Origin of the sequence: Bordetella genomosp. 12 (assembly GCF_002261355.1) — a bacterium.
In the GTDB taxonomy this organism is placed as follows: Bacteria; Pseudomonadota; Gammaproteobacteria; order Burkholderiales; family Burkholderiaceae_B; genus Bordetella.
Window position 1 is genome coordinate 777,820 of record NZ_NEVU01000001.1, and the last position, 17,741, is coordinate 795,560.

At 66.5% G+C, this 17,741-nt stretch carries 9 protein-coding genes; 1 reads left to right on the top strand and 8 read right to left on the bottom strand.

Features of this window, described 5'->3' with window-relative positions; translation table 11 throughout:
* Positions 1 to 31: 31 nt before the first annotated feature.
* The 8 genes from CAL22_RS03720 to CAL22_RS03755 form a co-directional block, all read right to left on the bottom strand.
* A complete protein-coding gene (locus tag CAL22_RS03720; RefSeq protein WP_094810459.1) occupies positions 32 to 1,246 on the bottom strand; it encodes a capsule biosynthesis protein in 1,215 nt (404 codons plus the stop codon).
* Positions 1,243 to 3,306, bottom strand: a complete 2,064-nt coding sequence (locus CAL22_RS03725; RefSeq protein WP_094810460.1) for a capsular polysaccharide biosynthesis protein — start codon at positions 3,304 to 3,306, stop codon at positions 1,243 to 1,245. The genes CAL22_RS03720 and CAL22_RS03725 overlap by 4 nt, the downstream gene beginning before the upstream one ends.
* Before the next feature lie 17 nt (positions 3,307 to 3,323).
* A complete protein-coding gene (kdsA, locus tag CAL22_RS03730) occupies positions 3,324 to 4,175 on the bottom strand; it encodes a 3-deoxy-8-phosphooctulonate synthase (protein WP_094810462.1) in 852 nt (283 codons plus the stop codon).
* Positions 4,176 to 4,188: 13 nt separating this feature from the next.
* Positions 4,189 to 5,529: an aminotransferase class I/II-fold pyridoxal phosphate-dependent enzyme gene (locus tag CAL22_RS03735; protein WP_094810464.1), complete on the bottom strand. Its 1,341-nt coding sequence runs from the start codon at positions 5,527 to 5,529 to the stop codon at positions 4,189 to 4,191.
* A gap of 69 nt (positions 5,530 to 5,598) precedes the next feature.
* Positions 5,599 to 13,185 (bottom strand): type I polyketide synthase, encoded by a 7,587-nt coding sequence (locus tag CAL22_RS03740; protein WP_094810466.1) that lies wholly within the window; start codon positions 13,183 to 13,185, stop codon positions 5,599 to 5,601.
* A 740-nt stretch (positions 13,186 to 13,925) separates the two neighbouring features.
* Complete coding sequence (locus CAL22_RS03745; protein ID WP_094810468.1) at positions 13,926 to 15,305, bottom strand: formimidoylglutamate deiminase; 1,380 nt, start codon at positions 15,303 to 15,305, stop codon at positions 13,926 to 13,928.
* Positions 15,302 to 15,889, bottom strand: a complete 588-nt coding sequence (locus tag CAL22_RS03750) for a HutD/Ves family protein (protein ID WP_094811109.1) — start codon at positions 15,887 to 15,889, stop codon at positions 15,302 to 15,304. The genes CAL22_RS03745 and CAL22_RS03750 overlap by 4 nt, the downstream gene beginning before the upstream one ends.
* A gap of 120 nt (positions 15,890 to 16,009) precedes the next feature.
* Positions 16,010 to 16,864, bottom strand: coding sequence for a sulfite exporter TauE/SafE family protein (locus CAL22_RS03755; RefSeq protein ID WP_094810470.1), 855 nt, complete (start codon positions 16,862 to 16,864; stop codon positions 16,010 to 16,012).
* Positions 16,865 to 16,898: 34 nt separating this feature from the next.
* On the opposite strand from CAL22_RS03755, the gene CAL22_RS03760 reads away from it, so the two are divergent.
* Positions 16,899 to 17,708: an AraC family transcriptional regulator gene (locus tag CAL22_RS03760; RefSeq protein ID WP_094810472.1), complete on the top strand. Its 810-nt coding sequence runs from the start codon at positions 16,899 to 16,901 to the stop codon at positions 17,706 to 17,708.
* The last annotated feature ends 33 nt before the right edge of the window (positions 17,709 to 17,741 follow it).

Below are 17,741 nucleotides of genomic sequence, written 5' to 3' on the forward strand. Positions count from 1 at the left end.
GTAAATCCGTAGTTTTAGTTGCTGGTTGGCTTTAGTCTGGTCGCGTTATTATATTCGTAGCGTGCTTTATTGCCAAAATAATTCCGTTGTTGGAGTAGAATCCTCCGTTTATTTGGGTGTGCGCGATTACTACGCTGCGAAACTCTTTCATTAGACGGCCACTGGGTTTGGGGGGGGTGGCCCAGAAACTGTCGATTTCACCCTGAAATGTCAGCCCTTGAAGATCGTATACCGCTTTGCCCAATACTTTAGTCGCTTTGCCGTGAATCAGCGCGGAGGCGCCGACGGTACTGTTCACCGTAACCACACCCTGTGTGGCGCTCAGTAGGGCTGGCAGATTTCCGCTCTCCAAATAAAACACCCGGTCGGAGATACCTAGCAGCGCCGCTTGTTCGTTCATCACGCGTTCGTATGGCACCAGACCAGGGTCCAAAGGATGGATCTTGACGGCCAGGCGGGTATTGGCCGGCGCGTGGGCCGCAAAGGAGCGCATCGTGGCGATCATCGCTTCGAGCATACTGCCGAACGGCGAGTGATGGACGATTTGCGCGTCGGTGTTTAGTTGTAGAGGCAGTAAGAAGAAGGGCACATCGGGAGACTCGGCGATCAGCATGTTCTCGGTGCGGCGGGTTCTGCGGGTTGTGTATTGCAGGCGCAGGCCTCTACGAGCATATCCGAGGTATTCCGTTACCGGGCTATAGGGTACGTGGCTTTGAACGCCGCGGTGAAGGATAGGGTTGAGCCCCGCCCAAAAGTTGTAGCCGACATCGTAGGCCGCCCGTTTCCAGAAAGGATTTGAGAACGGGAGCCCTTTCTGGTCGTGGGAGATTTTTTTCGCTTCTTCTCGATACCACTCGGGGTCTTTGGGCAGTCGAGAGTTACCGTTGACGCCATCTCGCTCAAGCGTAATCCAATGTGGTCGGAAATATCCTTCCTCGAACACATGTACTCGGACCCCTCGGGACTTGGCGATTTCGATGGCCGGGCGATGGACCGGCCGGCAATCCCCAAACAGAATCAGATCCGATATCTGGTGCCGCTCATAATGCTGGCGGTAAAAGTCAGGCAGGTCATCCATCGGACCGCGGTAGGAGGTGGCATTGCCACCACTCCAGTACAGCCGATCGCCTGCGCTGAAATTCACCTTCTGCACGTGGTGTCCGAGGTTTCTCAGTGCATATCCAAGACGCGGAAAAAACGGTGAGCAGACACCCTGGAGGAAGAGGAAGCGTTGAGAACGGCTCATCTTCTGACAACGAAGCCTGCCTGGGCCCAGAGTTTCACTTTGTGCCACTGGCGTTGGAGGTAGGTCTTGCGCACGGTGTTCAGTCTGTGGGTGCGGGTTAAGTGGTCTCGCTGGCGGATGATGTGGTTCAGGGCGGCTTCACAGGTGGTGTAGCCTTTGAGCGTCCAGTCCCAATAGGTGGGGTAGTGGAGCAGGGCGCCGGCGACGAGTTCGTCCAGTGTCAGGCGGCGGGTGCGCCGCGGGACGGGGGTGGTGTCTTGAGTCAGACCCCAGCCGGCGTAGAAAGGGGTGCCGTAGGTCACGACGTGTTTTCCGCGTAGCAAGCCCTCGAATCCGCTCAGCGAGGTCATCGTGTGGATTTCGTCGCTGGCGCTGATGCAGTTGACGATGGAAACGCGGGTTTCGATCAGGTCGGCGTAGCGCAGGGTTTCTGCGCGGTGCAGCCGTCCCTTGCGGTTGCGCACCGCGACATCGGGGTGCGGCTTATAAACGATGAAGGCGTCCGGGCAGGCTTGCCGGGCGGCTTTGAGCAAGGCCAGATTGCTGCGAACGTCGGCGCAGCCGTAGGTGATGGAGGCGTCATCCTCCACCTGGCCAGGCACCAGCACGACGCGCTTGCTCCCCGGCTGCCAACCCGTGGCTTCGGTTGGTTCGATGTTGTATTTCGTGAGTTGATGGCCGACGATGAGCTCACGCGCAGCGCGAGCGCGCGTCAGATCTTCAGCGGAAAAGGGCCGGGTGTTCAGCATGATTTCGAGCGCGCTGGGCTGGCGCGCGTCGAAATAGAGGCCTTGGTCGTCCATGACGAGCGCCACGGGGGGGATGAAATCCGAACCCAGGCCGACAGAGCGGATAAAGCCATCTTCCATCCGGCACAGGCGCGCCCCGCTGGCCTGCGCCAGTTCGCGTACGGCCTGGGGCGGGTTCGCGCCCCAGACAATCAGTCTGTCATCGGGGGTAATGCCCCGCCGACGGGCTGCCGCCGCGTTTTTCACAAACTGGGTGCGTTGGCTGTCGAGCGCGAGGAAGGGAGACACATTGCTGGCTTTCCAGCGCCGGTATCCAATGGCGATGTTTCTGCCGCGCTCGGCGGCATGGCGGGTTTTCTGCCGCAGCAACCATTGGATGACATCGAAAATCGTGCCGCGCTCGAGCGTGTCGGGGTCGAGATAGCGGGTGTAGTGCAGATAGGCGGCGGCGAAGAGTTCGTCGATGCTGCGCGGGCGCTGGCGGCGATCGCAGGTGATCCTGTCGTCCGTCACGCCCCAGCCCGCATACCAGGGCAGTCCCATGCACGTCACGGGCTTACCCAGCAGCAGGGCCTCAAAGCCCATTTGCGAGGTCACGGTGTAGACATGGTCCATGCACTCCAGAAGCCGTATGGGATTGATGGCTTCGCGCAGCAGGACGCAGCGTTCGTTACCGTGAATGCTGCTCAGGTAGCCGTGCTTGTCGCCTCGGCTGACTTCCGGATGCGTCTTGATGAACAGGGTGGCGTCGGGATGTTCGCGGCGAGCACAGTCCAACATCATGCGGAACGTGGCGGGCTCGGCCAGCCCATACTGAACGCTGGCATCGCCGAGCGTTTGGTCGATGATCAGTACGCGCTTGCCGGCGCAGTGGACGGCCGGCGGCAGAGTGTCCGGCGCCGCGTTGTACTTGCTCAAGCCGTGAGCGACGATCAGCTCGCGTGCCTGACGGTAGGAGGCGCCAGGTCCGATCAAAAGATTGGCGGGCGAGGCAAGCAGGGATTCGAGGCTGGATGGCCGCGTTCCGTCGTAGTAAATTCCTTCGCGGTCTACGACCAGCGACAGCGAAGGGTGCGTCGCGCCGGTGCCGAAGGCTCGGAGAAAACCGTCTTCCAGGGACAGGAAAGGCCGTCCGTAGCGTTGCGCGAGCTGGCGGGGCTTACGGGTCGTGGGACGTAGTCCCCAGCCGACGAGCGCGTGGATCTGTTTGCCTTCCAGATCTCGCGCACGGCGCAGATACGCCACCGGTTCGCCGACGAGTGCCGGCAATCCGGGCAGTTCAGAGAGTTTGCGCGAGAAGGTGCCTAACAAATCCAGAGCCTCTCGGATCAATCGATGATCAGCGGCGGAAACGACTTCACCAGTTCGTCGACCGCCTTGAGTTGTGCCAGGTAGGGCTCCAACTGGGCGAGCGGCAGCGCGCTGGGGCCGTCGCACAGCGCGCGGGCGGGATCGGGGTGGGCTTCCAGGAAGAGGCCGGCCAGGCCCAGCGCCATGGCTGAGCGCGCGAGTTGGGCGCTTTGCTGGCGGCGCCCGCCCGAGGCGGCGCCGCCCGGGTCGCGCTGCTGCAGCGCATGGGTGACGTCGAAGATCACGGGCAGGCCGCCGGTGGTCTGTTTCATGACGTCAAAGCCCAGCATGTCGACGACCAGGTTGTCATAGCCAAAGCAGGTGCCGCGGTCGCAGAGGATGAGCTTGTCGTTGCCGGCCTCGCGGAATTTCTCGGCGATATGCACGATCTGCGAGGGGCTGAGGAATTGCGGTTTCTTGATGTTGATGACCTTGCCCGTCTTGGCCAGGGCCACGACGAGGTCGGTCTGCCGCGCCAGAAAGGCCGGCAGTTGCAGCACGTCGACGACTTCGGCCACCAGCGGGGCCTGCCAGGGTTCGTGGACGTCGGTGATGACGGGCACGCCGAACTCCGCCTTGACCTTCTCGAAGATGCGCAGGCCCGCCTCCAGGCCCGGCCCGCGGTAGGAGTGGATCGAAGAGCGGTTGGCCTTGTCGAAACTGGCCTTGAATACGTAGGGGATGTCCAGTTGCCGGGTCACGCGGACGTATTCGGCGCAGGCCTTGAGGGCCAGGTCTTCGGATTCCAGGACATTGATGCCGCCGAAAAGCACGAAGGGCGAGTCGTTGGCGCAACGGATGGTGTCCGTGATGTGAATGCTGAGCGTCATCTTGGTTCTCGGTTCAGAGCAGGGATTTGAGCTTGCGAATCGTCTGCTGAATCTGGTCTTCGGTGTGGGTGCACGATATGAAAAAGCGCAGGCGCGCGGCTTTCTCGGGCACGGCCGGATAAAGAATGGGCTGGACGTTGATGCCCTGGTCAAACAACTGCGCCGACAGGCGCGTGGCCTTGAGCGAGCTGCCGACGATGGCGGGGACCACGGCCAGGCCTTCGCTGGTGCCGGTGTCGATGCCGGCCGCGCGCGCCTGCACCAGGAACTGCTTGCCCCGGTTCTGCAAGGCGTGCACGCGCGCCGGCACTTCATGCATGCGCTTGAGCGCGGCCAGGGCCGCGGCCGCTACGGGCGGGGGCATGCCGACGCTGTACAGAAAGCCGGGCGCCAGGAATTTCAGATGCTCGACCAGGGCGCTTTCGCCGGCGATGTAGCCGCCGCAGGCGGCGAGGGTCTTGCTCAGCGTGCCCATCCAGATGTCGACGTCGCCGCCATCCAGATTGAAGTGTTCGCGTATGCCTTGGCCTTGCGGGCCCATGACTCCCAGCGAGTGGGCTTCGTCCACCATGAGAAAGCAGCGGTGACGCCGCTTTAACTCGATAAAGCGCGGCAGGTCGGGGTAGTCCCCATCCATGCTGTAGATACCCTCGAGCACGATGAGGACGCGCTCGAACTGATGGCGCTGTTCATCGAGCAGGTTGTCCAGCGTGCTCCAGTCGTTGTGCGGGAAGGGCAGGCGGCGGGCGCCTGATAGCTGGATGCCTTGCAGGATGCTGTTGTGGATCAGCTCGTCATGCAGGATGAGGTCGCGCGGCCCGAACAGGTGCCCGATGGTCGAGACATTGGTGGCGTGGCCGCTGACGAAGGTGACGGCGTCGTCCACACCGTACAACCTGGCGATGGCCAGTTCGAGTTCGCGATGGATGGGGCGCTCGCCCGAGACCAGGCGGCTGGCGGATACCGAGGTGCCATAGCGGTCGATGGCCTGTTTGGCGGCCTCATTGACCGCCGGGTCGCCGGACAGACCGAGGTAGTTGTAGCTGGAGTAGTTGATGTAGGTTTGCCCGCCGATGCGTGTCTGGTCGCTGGCAGTGCCTTCATGCAACTTGAAAAACGGGTTTTGCAGGCCCAGGCGGGCGGCGCCATCGTTGAGGATGCGCAGTTGCTTGTAGCTGGGGTGCAGGTGGAACTTATAAAACTCTTCCGCGATGGCCTGGCGATGGCTTGCCGGACGCGCCGCCGCCGTGGCCTGCGCGGCGGGCGCGGCCTGGCGCAGCTTGCGCTCCAGCGCCTGCTGAATGAGCTTGTCTTTGAGCCCTGCGGCCAGGCCGGGGAGTTTGGGTTTGGTCACGATGCGGGTGTGTACAGGGCGAACCGGCGGGTCCGGGCCGGCGGACCCGGACCCCTGCCTGATTTGGGTTTACTGAATCATACGCTGCGGGCCTTCGGCCTCGCCGCTTTTGAGGTCGGCGACGAAGGCGTTGATGGCGGTGGGAGAGACGTCGGCGGCATGATCCGCAACCAGTTTTTCCACGGTGGACGCGACATGGTCGCCGCCGCTGTCGGCGGTTTCGCCGCGCAGCAGCAGAATGAGGCGGCTGGCCAGCTTGTTGACCGTGGGGCTTTCGGACAGCGCCATGACGGGCAGGCGGATGCCGAAGCGGTTTTCCAGGGCGACGATGAGCTCCACGCCCATCAGCGAGTCCAGCCCCATGTCGTAGATCGAGCGCTCGGGGTCGATTTTGTCGGCCGATACACGCAGGATCTCGCCGATTTCCGCCTTGAGCATGTCGCCGAAGGCGGCGTGCAGGGCGGGTTCGTCCAGGGTGGCCAGCAAGTGGGCGATGTCGTTGCCCTGCTCGCCCTCGTGCTCGCTATCGCCCGCCCGGCGGGCCAGCCCGCTGAACTTGGGCGCCTGGGACGAGGGCAGGAAACGGTTCAAGGCATGCCAGTCCAGTTCCAGCACGCCCAGGCCGTTGCGGTGCGTCAGCAAGAGGCTCTCCAGCGCGGCCAGGGCCACGCTGGACGGCAGGGCCGAGCCGCCCATGCGGGTTTGCAGGGCATCGCGGATTTTTTCGTTGCGGGCCAGAAAACCGACATCGTCGATGGCGCCCCAACGCACGCAGGTCGCCGGCAGGCCGATTGCGCGCCGGTGCATGGCCAGGGCTTCGAGCCACATATTGGCCGCGACGTAGTTGCTTTGTCCCGGGTTGCCGAACAGCGTGGTGGCCGACGAATAGTAGACGCAGAAATCCAGTTCGGTTTCGCGCGTGAGCGTATGCAGGTGGTAGGCGCCCAGCACCTTGGCGGACAGGGTGCGTTCGATCTGAGCGGCGTTGGCGTTGCGCGCCAGGCCGTCGTCGATGACCACGGCCGCGTGCACCAGGCCGCGCAAGGGCGGCATGCTGCGGCGCGTGTGCGCCAGCAATTCCAGCAGTGCCTTGCGGTCGGTGACATCGCAGGCCGCTGCATGGACCTGTACGCCCGCTGCCTTGAAAGCGGCCAGCGCCTCTTTGGCGTGGTCGTCGTGCGGGCCGCGGCGGCTGATGAGGATGAGGTGGCGCGCGCCTTTTTCGACCAGCCATTGCGCGGTGCGCAGGCCGAAGCCGCCCAGGCCGCCGGTGACCAGATAGCTGGCGTCGGCGGTCAGCCTCAGGGGCGGGGGCGCAGTGCCGGCCGGGCGGTGCAGGCGCCGGATGCCGTGGCGGTAGGTGACCACGATCTTGCCGATCTGGCGCGCCTGCTGCATATAGCGGAAAGCATCCACCACCTCGTTGGCGTCGAACACGGTGTAGGGCAGGGGATGCAGCGCGCCATCGGAGAACAACTGCATCATTTCGCCAAACAGGCGCCGCGTGAGGTCGGGGCGCTCGTTCATCAGTTGGTCGGCGTCGATGCCGAAATAGCTGATGTTGTTGCGGAAAGGGCGCAAGCCGATGCGCGTGTTTTCGTAAAAATCCCGCTTGCCCAGCTCCAGGAAGCGGCCGAACGGGCGCAATACCTGCAGGTTGCGGTTGATGGCTTCGCCGGCCAGGGAGTTGAGCACGACGTCCACACCCACGCCGCCGGTGTCGGCGAGGATTTCATCGGCATAAGCCAGTGAGCGCGAGTCGTAGACCTTGCTCACGCCCATCATGCGCAGGAAGTCGCGTTTTTCTTCCGAGCCGGCCGTGGCGTAGATGTCCGCGCCCAGCCATTGCGCCAGTTGGATGGCGGCGATGCCGACACCGCCGGCCGCGCCATGGATGAGGATTTTTTCGCCTTCTTGCAGGTGCGCCAGATGATGCAGGGCGTAGTACACCGTGAAGAAGGTGCTGGGCAGGGTGGCCGCGGCTTCGAACGAGAAGTTGGCGGGGATGCGCGAGATGGCGCTGGCGCGTGTGAGCACGCGGTCGCCAAAGCTGGCCGGGCCGAAGCCCACGACCGCATCACCCGCGCGGTAGTCCGTCACGGCCGAGCCGACGCGGCTGACCACGCCGGAGAACTCCAGCCCTAGCGTCGGGCCGGCAAAGCCGTTTTCGATGGCCTCGTCCGATAGCAGGCCCAGGGAGTACATCACGTCGCGGAAGTTCAGGCCGGTGGCATGAATGCGGACTTCGATCTGATCGTCGGCGGGCTCGGGGGCGGCATAGCTTTCCCAGCGCAGGTTGCGCAATTGGCCGGGGAAGGTGAACCCCAGGCGGCAGGCGTTGTCCGCCGCCGCGCCCGCGCTGTCCGGCCGTGGGCGCTCGACCACGCGCAGGCGCGGGGCATGGCGCTCGCCACCGGCGCCGAAAAGCACCTCGTCTTCGGCGTCGGGGTAGCGGATTTCACGCGCCAGCGCGGCCACCGCGGCGGCCGAGTGCGGCAGGTCCGCCAGCCTGATGCGGTAGTTGGACGCTTCGTTGGCCAGTGTGCGGCCATAGCCCCAGACGGCCGCGTCGCCGATGGCCGGGTCTTGCGGTTGGCCGCCGCCCATGGACACGCCGGCATTGCGGGTGACGATCCAGACCGTGGCCGCCGCGCCGCTGCGTTCGCAGGCTTGAATCAGGCCGGCCGCCAGGGCGCAGCGCGCGATCTGCGCCTGCAGGCGGCTGGCGTCGTCGGCGCTGTCGGCTCCCCAGCCGTCGAGCAGCAGGATGTCGTGCAGCGGGCCGTGCCGGTTCAGGGCGTCCTGTATGAGCGCGTCCAGTTGGGCGGCATGGGTGCCGGTGGCCAGCATGCTGTGCTGGCCTTGGAACTGCAACTCGGCGTGCAGCGCCTGGCCGAGCCCGAGATCCGGCCCGCTGGCGCTGGCCAGGATGAGCTGTGAGCGCGCCTCGGTCGCGGGCGCGGCAGGCGCGGCCTGGGGCAGGCTGGCCAGCAGCAGATACGCGCCCGTGTAGGGGCTGCCGGTGAGTTCGATTTCCGGTTCGCAGGCCAGGCCTTGCTCCTGCAGCCATTGCTGCCAGCGGCTGGCCGGCGGCAGGGCGGTCAGGTTGTCGCTGCCTTGCCACCACTCGGGGCGGCCGCCGAACACGAAGTCCAGCCATTGCGAGGGGTGCGTGCCGCGCAGCAGCAGCTTGCCATCCGGTTTGAGGCTGGCGCGCGCGTAAGCCAGCGCCTGCAGGCAGGTTTGCTGGGTGTCGAACTCGCAGTGCACGATGATCAGGTCGTAGCGCGCTTGCGCCTGCGCGCCCGCGTCGTCGCCGAGCAAGACCGCCCCGGCATCCGGGTAGCTGTCCAGCAGTGCGTGGCGCGCGTCTTCGACGGCCTGGCTGTCCGGGGAGGCGTAGCAGTAGTCGGCCACGCCGAAGTCCAGGGCCGCGCAGCAGGCCGGGCCGACGATGGGCGCGCCTTGAGCGATCTCCAGGATGGCCAGGCGTTGTCCGCTGGCCAGCCGCGCCACGGCGCGGCGCGCGGCCTGCGCCAGCACGGCCGCCAACTGCTGGCCGAGTTCGGCGCCCAGCAGCAGGCGGCTGATCGCGGTGGGCGTGACCGCGCGCGGGATGACCGCGTCGATGTCGGTCTTGCCCTGCAGCAGCGCGGGCAGATGCAGGCCGACGCGGCCGGCGGCGTAGATCGCCGGGAAGTAATCGGGGTACTCGCGCAGCAGGCTGTTCCAGATGTCGGCCGCGGTGGGCTGGCCTTCCTCATCAGCCGCGAGCGTCCAGCCGGTGGGCGCGCTTTGCGCAAAGCCGGCCGCGACGCAACGCTGCAATAGATGTTCGAGCAGCGCGGCGGTTTGGGGCGACCGGCGCAGGCGGCGCTCGACCAGCGCGGCCGACAGCGTCGGCCCGCCGGCGGTCTGGGCGCGCAAGGCCTCCAGCGCCAGCCGGTCGCACAGGCTTTCGAGCAAGGGGTCGACCTCTTGCGCGTAACGCTCGCCGCCGCGCGAGGCGGTCGTCTCGAGCATGCGTTCGATGTCGCGCACCAGCGCTGCGGTGTGCAGCGGGTTGTCCGTTGCCGGCGCCAGCGGGTGGGGGCGGGGCGTGAGCACGCAATCGACAAAGTCGAGATGCTCGCCCGCGCCTTTGCTCAGGCGGATGCTGCGAAAGCGCGCTTCGCGCACGCTGGCCAGCGCCCGACCCTGGGCATCGAAGAGCTCGAAATCCGCGGTCAGGGAGTGCGGCGCGCGTTGGCGCAGGCGCGCACGGGCATATTTGGGTTGTCCCTGCCCGGCGTGCAGGCAAAGGCGGCCGATCTTGGACGGCACGAAGGCGATGCCCTGGCCGATGGCCGGGTCGTCCTTGAGCAACTGGATGATGAGCTGGAAACTGCAATCCAGCAGCGCCGGATGCAGATGCATCCGGCTCAGTTCGTCGTCCAGGCAGGCATCGGGCTGCAGCACCGCGAGCACGCTGCCGGCCGACTCGTGCCAGCCGTGCGCGATGGCGCGAAAGGCCGGGCCGTAGTCCAGGCCGACGGCGCGCGTCAGGCGCTCGTGCGCATCGTGGTCGAAGTCGGGCGCGCGGGAGGGCAAGGCCAACGGCGTGATCTGGGCCAGGCCGATGGGGCCGGCTTCTTGACGGATGCGGCCGGTGGCGTGCGGCGTCCAGGGTTCTTCGCTGCCCTGCTCGCGCGACTGGATACGAAAACGCCCATCGGCCTCGTCCAGTTCGAAGCGCAGGCGCTTGCTGGGCGCCGCGCCGAGCAGCAGCGGGGCGCGGATTTCCAGTTCTTCGATATCGGCGTGGTGCCCGGGGCGCCATTGCAGGGCCGCGGCCAGGGCCAGCTCGGCAAAGCCCGTGCCGGGAAACACCGTGGCTTCGCCCACGACGTGGTCGGCAAGCGAGGGCTGCTGCAAGGTGTCCAGCTGGTTTTCCCACAACCCTTGCTGCTGCGGATGGCGGTAGCCCAGCAGCGGATGCACACGCTTGCGCGTCAGCAGCATGGGCGACTCGGGCGTGACGGCATGCCAATGGCGTTCGCGCTGCCAGGGGTAGGCGGGCAGGTCGGTGTGTTCGCCCGTCCAGGGAAAGAGCGCCTGCCAGTTGACGTCGGCGCCGCTCAGAATCAACTGCCCGGCGACATCGTGGATTTTTTCGGGATCGTCGCTGCCGCGCGAGGCAGTGATCAGGATGCGGCCATTCGTGCCGGCCGTATGCAGCGCGTCTTTGAGATAGCCGCGCAGCACGGGATGGGGGCCTATCTCCACGAAGACATTCAGGCCGTCGGCGATGGCCGAAGCGCTGGCGGGCTCGAAGAGCACGGGCAGGCGCACGTTGCGCCACCAGTAGGCGGCGTTGAGCGTGCGCCCCGGTTCGACCTGGCCGCTGACGGAGGAATAGAAGGGGATGTCCGCATCGCGCGGCGTGATGCCGGCCAGCGATTGCTGGATACCGCCTTCGATGGGATCCATCGCCGCGCTGTGAAAGGCATAGTCCAGGTTCAGGCGCCGGTGGAAGATGCTGCGCTCGCTGAGCACGGCTTCGAGCGCGTCGAGCAGCGCCGGGTCTCCGGCGACCGTGGCGCCCCGATAACTATTGGCGCCAGCCAGGGACAGGCCGCGTCCCAGTTTGAGCTCGGCGATCAGCGCGTCGGTCTCGGCGGCGCTGATGCCGACGGCCGTCATGCGCCCTTTGCCCTTGGTCAGGCCCTGCAGCCGGCTGCGATGGTAGATGACGCGCACCGCGTCGGGCAGCGAGAGCGCGCCGCAGGCCCACACGGCCGCGACTTCGCCCACGCTGTGGCCCATGGTCGCCACCGGGACGACGCCGCGTTGCGCCAGCATGCGGGTGATGCCGACCTGCAGCGCAAACAGCGTGGGCTGAGCGATTTCGGTGAAGTCGTAGCGCTCGTTGGCGCTGTGGCTGCTCAGCTCGGCGGCCGGAGAGAAGTCCGCGTACTCCGAGAACAAGGCGTCGACCTCGTGCACCGCCGAGGCAAAGACGGGATCGGCCATGAGGCGCTTGCCCATGCCGGCCCATTGCGAGCCATTGCCCGAGTAGACGAAGACCGGGCCTCGCGCCTGCGCTTGCAGGGTTTCGGTGGCGACCCGGTATTTGGCGGCCGTGCCGTCGGCCAGCGATTGCAGGTCGTCGGCCGCGCCTTGCCGGTCGCTGGCGAACACCAGCGCGCGATGCGCATGCCAATCGCGGCGCAAGGCGGCGTGATAGGCCAGGTCGTACAGCGGGTGGCCGTGGTCCTGGCGCAAACGCCGGGCCATGGCCGCTGCCGCATCCCGCAAGGCGGCCTGCGTTTTGCCGCTGACGATCAGCGGCACGGGCGCATTCTTGACCAGCTTGGTGGCAGGGGGCTCGGCCACGGCCGGGGGGCTTTCGAGAATGACGTGCGCATTGGCGCCGCCAAAGCCGAACGAGTTCACGCCGATGGTGAGCTTGCCCGACGGTTTGAGCGGCCGGTTCTGCGTGGTGACTTCGATGTTCCAGTCTTTGAACGCAATATTCGGATTGAGATTGCGCACGCCGATGGTCGCCGGCACCAGCCGGTGATTCAGGGCATAGATGGCCTTGACCAGGCCAGCCACGCCCGAGGCCGGTTCGAGGTGGCCGAGATTGCTTTTGACCGAACCGATGGGCAGGGGCTGGGTGGCGGCGCGGCGTTTGCCCAGGGCCGCGCCGATGGCGCGGGTTTCGATGGGGTCGCCGACCGAGGTGCCCGTGCCGTGGGCTTCGAGGTAATCCAGGTCGGCGGGCGAGATGCCCGCCTGGGCGTACACATGGCGCAGCAGCTCGGCCTGGGCCTCGGCGCTGGGCACGGTCAGGCCGGCCTTGCGGCCGTCGGTGTTCACGCCGGTGGCTGCCACCACGGCCAGGATGCGATCGCCATCGGCCAGGGCCTTGTCATAGTCCTTGAGCAGGAAAATCCCGCCGCCTTCGGAACGCACATAGCCGTCGCCCGACGCGTCGAACACATTGCACTGCCCGCTGGGCGAGAGCATGGACGCTTTGGAAAACGTGATGAAACCGTAGGGGTGCAGATGCAGGCTGATGCCGCCGGTCAGGGCGTGGCTGCACTCCCCGCTCTGGATGGCGCGGCAGGCCTGATGAAAGGCCACCATCGACGACGAGCACGCCGTATCCAGCGCGATGCTGGGGCCGCGCAGATCGAAGAAGTACGACAGCCGGTTGGCGGCGATGCTGGCGGTGTTGCCAGTCGCGGTGGAGGCGTCGATCGCGCCGAGGTCTTCGGAGATGCGATAGGCGTAGTCCGCGCTGGAAATACCGATATAGACGCCGCAGTCGGAGCCGCGCAGGGCGGTGGGCTTGACGCCGGCGTTCTCCAGGGCCTCCCAGCTCATCTCCAGCAACAGGCGCTGCTGCGGATCCATGAGCGAGGCTTCGCGTGGCGAAATGCCAAAAAAATCGGCGTCGAACTGCGAGACATCGCCCAGCGAGCCCGCTGCCCGCGTGTAGGCCGTGCCGGGATGGTTCTTGTCCGGATGCAGATAGGCATCGTCGGACCAGCGGGTGGCGTCGACCTCGGTGATGAGGTTCTTGCCGTCGAGCAGGTCAGACCAATAGTGCTCGGTGCTGGTCCCCGGGAAGCGGAAGGCCAGGCCTATGATCGCTACGCGTTTTGTCATGTAAGGTCTTTCCTGCCCAGGCGAAGCCGGCCAGCTTGCGCAAACGCGCGCGGCCGGGCCGCGGACGTCAGGTCCGCTTGGATGAGAACGCGCGCACGACGCCGCACCGGCTGGGGGCCGGCGTCGATAGGCTGCGGGCGACATTGACGCGCGGCGAGCGGCATCAATGTAGGGGCCTGGTAATTCGAGGGGCGGTCATGCCGCCGGCGGCCTGGCGTTGAGAGCGCAAGGCATGCCATCTGCCGCAGGCGGCCAGGGCCGCCGCGCCAGACGCAGTGTGTGGATTCATATGGTGTTGGCTGAAGCACCCGTCCAGTTTGCGGCTGGATCGTCACTGGTATTGCGCCAATACGGAGTTTCAGCATGGCTCGTCACATCCGCAGGAGTTTACTGCATTATGCGCAGTGATCCTGCCCAGGCTGCGTCAAACGTTGCCAGGGTTTATTCCGTTTGGAATCGGATCACGCAAGATGTTGCTCGGCAATATTGTCCTGGATTGTGGTTTCTCTCGTCTTACCTAAAACGGGTGAGGCTGCTGGAGATAAATATGGGAACCAATTGCAGGCTCGCCTTGCATTTATCCGGAGGCGGCGCAAGAGTATCCTCAGCCCGATTTTCTCAGGCTACTCCCGGTGAAAAAAAAGCACAATTTGTTTCTGCGCCGCATCGCAGTCGTTTTTTACTTAGAAATTTGCGAATAATTTCATACCGCCCGGCGTAATTTGGCCGGGCGGCAGAAATCAGTCTGCGAGCAGGCGGCGGCGGGCGGCGATGAAGGCCTGGGCGGCCTCGGCTGCCAGGACGTGGCGGCCGTCGCAGACGTGCTGGCGCCCGCCGGTCCAGGCCGAGCGCAGGGCGTTGCCGCGGCTGGCGGCAAAGACGTGGGAGGCGAGCATCTGGTCCGGCGACAGACCCGCCAGGGCCGGCTGGCGCTCGTCCAGCGTGAAGAAGTCCGCCAGCCCCCCGACCCGCAATTGCGCGCTGCCCGGTCGGCCGGACGCTTGTGCACCGCCCTCCAGCGCTTGCTGCATCAACGTCTGCGCCACTTGCGGGCTGTCGGGCAGCGCACCGACATTGCGCTGCCGCGTGGCCAGGCGCTGGCTGTACTCGAGCATGAGGATTTCTTCGGCAGCATCCACGCAGATATGGCTGTCCGATCCCAGCCCCCAGCGTCCGCCGGCATCGCGCCAGGCCCCGAACGGGAAAATGCCATCGCCGAGGTTGGCTTCCGTGGTGGGGCACAGGCCGGCCACCGCGCCGCTGGCGGCCGCCGCGCGGATTTCTTCCGCGTCCAGGTGGGTGGCATGCACCAGGCACCAGCGCGCATCCACCGGGGCGTGATCGAGCAGCCAGGCCACCGGACGCTGCCCGCTCCAGGCCAGGCAGTCTTCCACCTCCTTGACCTGCTCGGCAATGTGGATGTGGACCGGCGCGCCGGGGGCGATGCGCTGCAGCCCGGCCAGTGCGGCGCTCAGGCTGTCCGGCGGGACGGCACGCAGGGAGTGCGGCGCCAGCCCCAGCAAGGCATCCTGCGCATCGCATTGCGGCTTGAGGCGCTCCAGCAGGCGCAGCATGGCGTCGGTGCTGCGGATGAAGCGGCGCTGCCCGTCATGAGGGGCTTGCCCGCCAAAGCCGGCGGTCTGGTAGAGCACCGGCAGCAGGGTCAGGCGCATGCCGCTGCGGCGGGCCGCGGCCAGCAGGGCCTGGCTGAGCGTGGCGTCGTCGGCATAGGGGCGGCCGTCGGCGTCATGGTGCACGTAATGGAACTCGCAGGTGCTGCCATAGCCGGCCTGCAGCATTTCCACATAGAGCCAGGTGGCGATGTCCTCCAGGGATTGCGGATCCAGCCGGTTGGCGAACTGATACATCAGGGTGCGCCAGCTCCAGAAGCTGTCGCGCGCCTGGCCGCGGTACTCGGTCAGCCCGGCCAGCGCTCGTTGAAAAGCGTGCGAATGCAGGTTGGGCATGGCGGGCAGCAGCGGCCCATCGGCGCGTGGCGTGGCGCCCGCGCTCACGCCCGCTTGCACCGAGGTCAACCGGCCCGCGGCGTCCCATTCCAGGCGTACGTCCCGGGCCCAGCCGTCGGGCAGCAAGGCGTGTGCGGCGAACAGGGCGTTCATGCCGAGGCTCCCGCGACGCGGATCAGGCGCACCGCGATGAGAGCGGCGTCCGGGGATGCGGGGGCCAGCGCCACGCAAACCGCGCGGGCCGTCCAATAGGCGCCTTGCCCGGCCTGCAGCGCGGCGGTGTCATTGACGGCCCAACTGCCGCCGCAGGCATAGAGCAGCCCGCCGTCGCAGGCCGCCAGCGTCGCGGCCGAGCGCAGGATGCTGACCTCGGCCTGCCAGCCCTGGCGGCGCGTCATCACATTGAAGTCGCGGGTGTGCCCGCCCAGCAGCGTGGACACAATGGGCGCTTCGCCGGCGAAGGCAAAGGGCGCCAGCGGGGTGTCCAGACGATGGTCGAGCTGGCCGTCCGCGGTAGAGAGGCGCACGCCGTCGCCGTCGAGCAGGGTGATGACGCGGTCGACACCCGGAAACGCGGAGAACGGGCCGTCGGCCGCGATGTCGGCGATGCTGATCCGCCAGGCGAAGTTGTCCATGGCCGCGCCGGCCGGAAAGCAGGCCAGTTCGCGCGTGGTGCCGCCGCCGTTGCGCCAGGGGGTGGCGGCGACGGTGGCCGTGTCAAAGAAGTGGAGCGTCATGCTGAGGCTGTCTTGGAAGATGACTGAGATGGCCTCCATCATAGGCAGACCCGGGCCCGCGCTGCGGGCAACCGGGAAGCCTGGGCGCTTCGTTCTCAGTTTTCGGGAAAACGCGGGCCGTTAGCGTAGCGCCATTACGACAAAGACGAGCATCAGCAAGCCCACGTAGATGCGGGCATGCAGGCGGTCCGGGATGCGTCCGGCCAGTGGCGCCGACAGGCGGATGCCGGCGTAGGCGCTGAGCGTCAGTACCGCGAAGGCGCGCAGGTCCACATAGCCGGCATGCCAGGGCCCGACCGGGCCTCCCTGCCGCCAGGCCAGCAACACATAGGCCAACGTGCCGACGACGGCGACGGGCAGGCTCAAGGGGTTGGCCATGGCGCTCGAGGACGCCATGTCCAGTCCGCGGCGGCGCATCAGGGGGACGGTCATGACACTGCCGCCCACCCCCAGAAAGCTCGCGATCGCCCCGATGCCTATCCCCGTGCCGGCCGTGGCCGCCACGCCCAGGGGGCGGCCTTGCCCGCCGTTCAGAAAGCCCTTGCGCAACAGGCAATCGCCGATCGTGATGCCCAGGTAGACCAGAAACGCCGCGCGCAGCAATCCGCCCGGGGCCCGCACGGCCAGTGCCGCGCCCAGCAGCGCGCCCAGGGCGATATAGCCGGCCAGCGGCCAGAGCCAGCGCCACTGCAGCAGATGCGCCCGCCGCCGGGTCGCCAGGCCGGCCGATACCATCATCACGCAGGTCGAAGTCGCCACCGCGATATGCATGGCCGCCGTGGCCTCGGGGCTGCCCGGCGGATGCGTGGCCAGCAGGCCTTGATAGAGCAAGGGCACGACCACGAAGCCGCCGCCAAAGCCGAACAGCAGGGTGGTCACGCCCGCCAGCACACCGAAAAACGCCAAAATGAGATAAAAGGCCATGCCCGCTCCTGTCTTGCTGGCGACGATACGCCGGGGCGCTTTGGCGTACATTCGAATTTCTGCCAGATTTATTTGAGTTTCAGACATGCGGAACGTGAGCATCGCCGAGATCGAATCTACGCCGCGTCCGCTGGTGGCCATCGGCACCGACTACCCCGACGGCCAATTGCTGGACTGGCACTGCCATCGGCGCGCGCAGTTGCTTTACGGCGCCACCGGCCTGATGCAGGTGGCCGCCGGGCAGGGCGCCTGGGTGGTGCCCAGCGGGCAGGCGTTGTGGATTCCCGCGGGCGTGGCGCATCGGGTGCGCATGCTCGGCGTGAGCACGCGCAGCGTCTATCTGGAGTCCGCGTGCGCCCCGCGGCACACGGCGGACTGCGAAGTGCTGGAGGTCAGCCCCTTGCTGCGGCAATTGTTGCTGGAGGCGGTGGACATGCCCTTGCTGTACGACGCGGCCGGGCGCGACGGCGCCCTGGTGGCGCTGCTGCTGCACGAGGTGGCGCGCGCGCCCAGTCTGCCGCTGCATATTCCGCTGCCGCAGGACGATGCGCGGCTGCACGCCGCCTGCCTGGCCTTTATGCGCGCACCACGCATCGACGAGCGTCCTGCGGCCTGGGCGCAGCGCCTCAACCTGAGCGAGCGCACCTTGCTGCGGCGTTTTCGCCGCGCCACCGGCATGTCGTTCGCGCAATGGCGGCAGCGCGCCTGCCTGGGCCAGGCGCTGGCCGAACTGGCGCGCGGCGCGGGGGTGACGACCGTGGCGCTGGACCTGGGTTACGACAGCCCGGCGGCGTTCTCCACCATGGTGCGGCGCGCGCTGGGCCGCCCGCCGTCTTCGCTGGCGCGGGGTGCGCGTCCCTTTGTCGCGGGTCAGAACGAAGCGGGCTTTCTATAATCCGCCCATTGTTGCTTTCCTTGAGTCATCCGT

Coding starts and splice junctions, on each gene's coding strand:
- CAL22_RS03720 (WP_094810459.1), bottom strand. CDS start 1,246: ATGAGCCGTTCTCAACGCTTCCTCTTCCTCCAGGGTGTCTGCTCACCG.
- kdsA (WP_094810462.1), bottom strand. CDS start 4,175: ATGACGCTCAGCATTCACATCACGGACACCATCCGTTGCGCCAACGAC.
- CAL22_RS03740 (WP_094810466.1), bottom strand. CDS start 13,185: ATGACAAAACGCGTAGCGATCATAGGCCTGGCCTTCCGCTTCCCGGGG.
- CAL22_RS03745 (WP_094810468.1), bottom strand. CDS start 15,305: ATGAACGCCCTGTTCGCCGCACACGCCTTGCTGCCCGACGGCTGGGCC.
- CAL22_RS03750 (WP_094811109.1), bottom strand. CDS start 15,889: ATGACGCTCCACTTCTTTGACACGGCCACCGTCGCCGCCACCCCCTGG.
- CAL22_RS03755 (WP_094810470.1), bottom strand. CDS start 16,864: ATGTACGCCAAAGCGCCCCGGCGTATCGTCGCCAGCAAGACAGGAGCG.
- CAL22_RS03760 (WP_094810472.1), top strand. CDS start 16,899: ATGCGGAACGTGAGCATCGCCGAGATCGAATCTACGCCGCGTCCGCTG.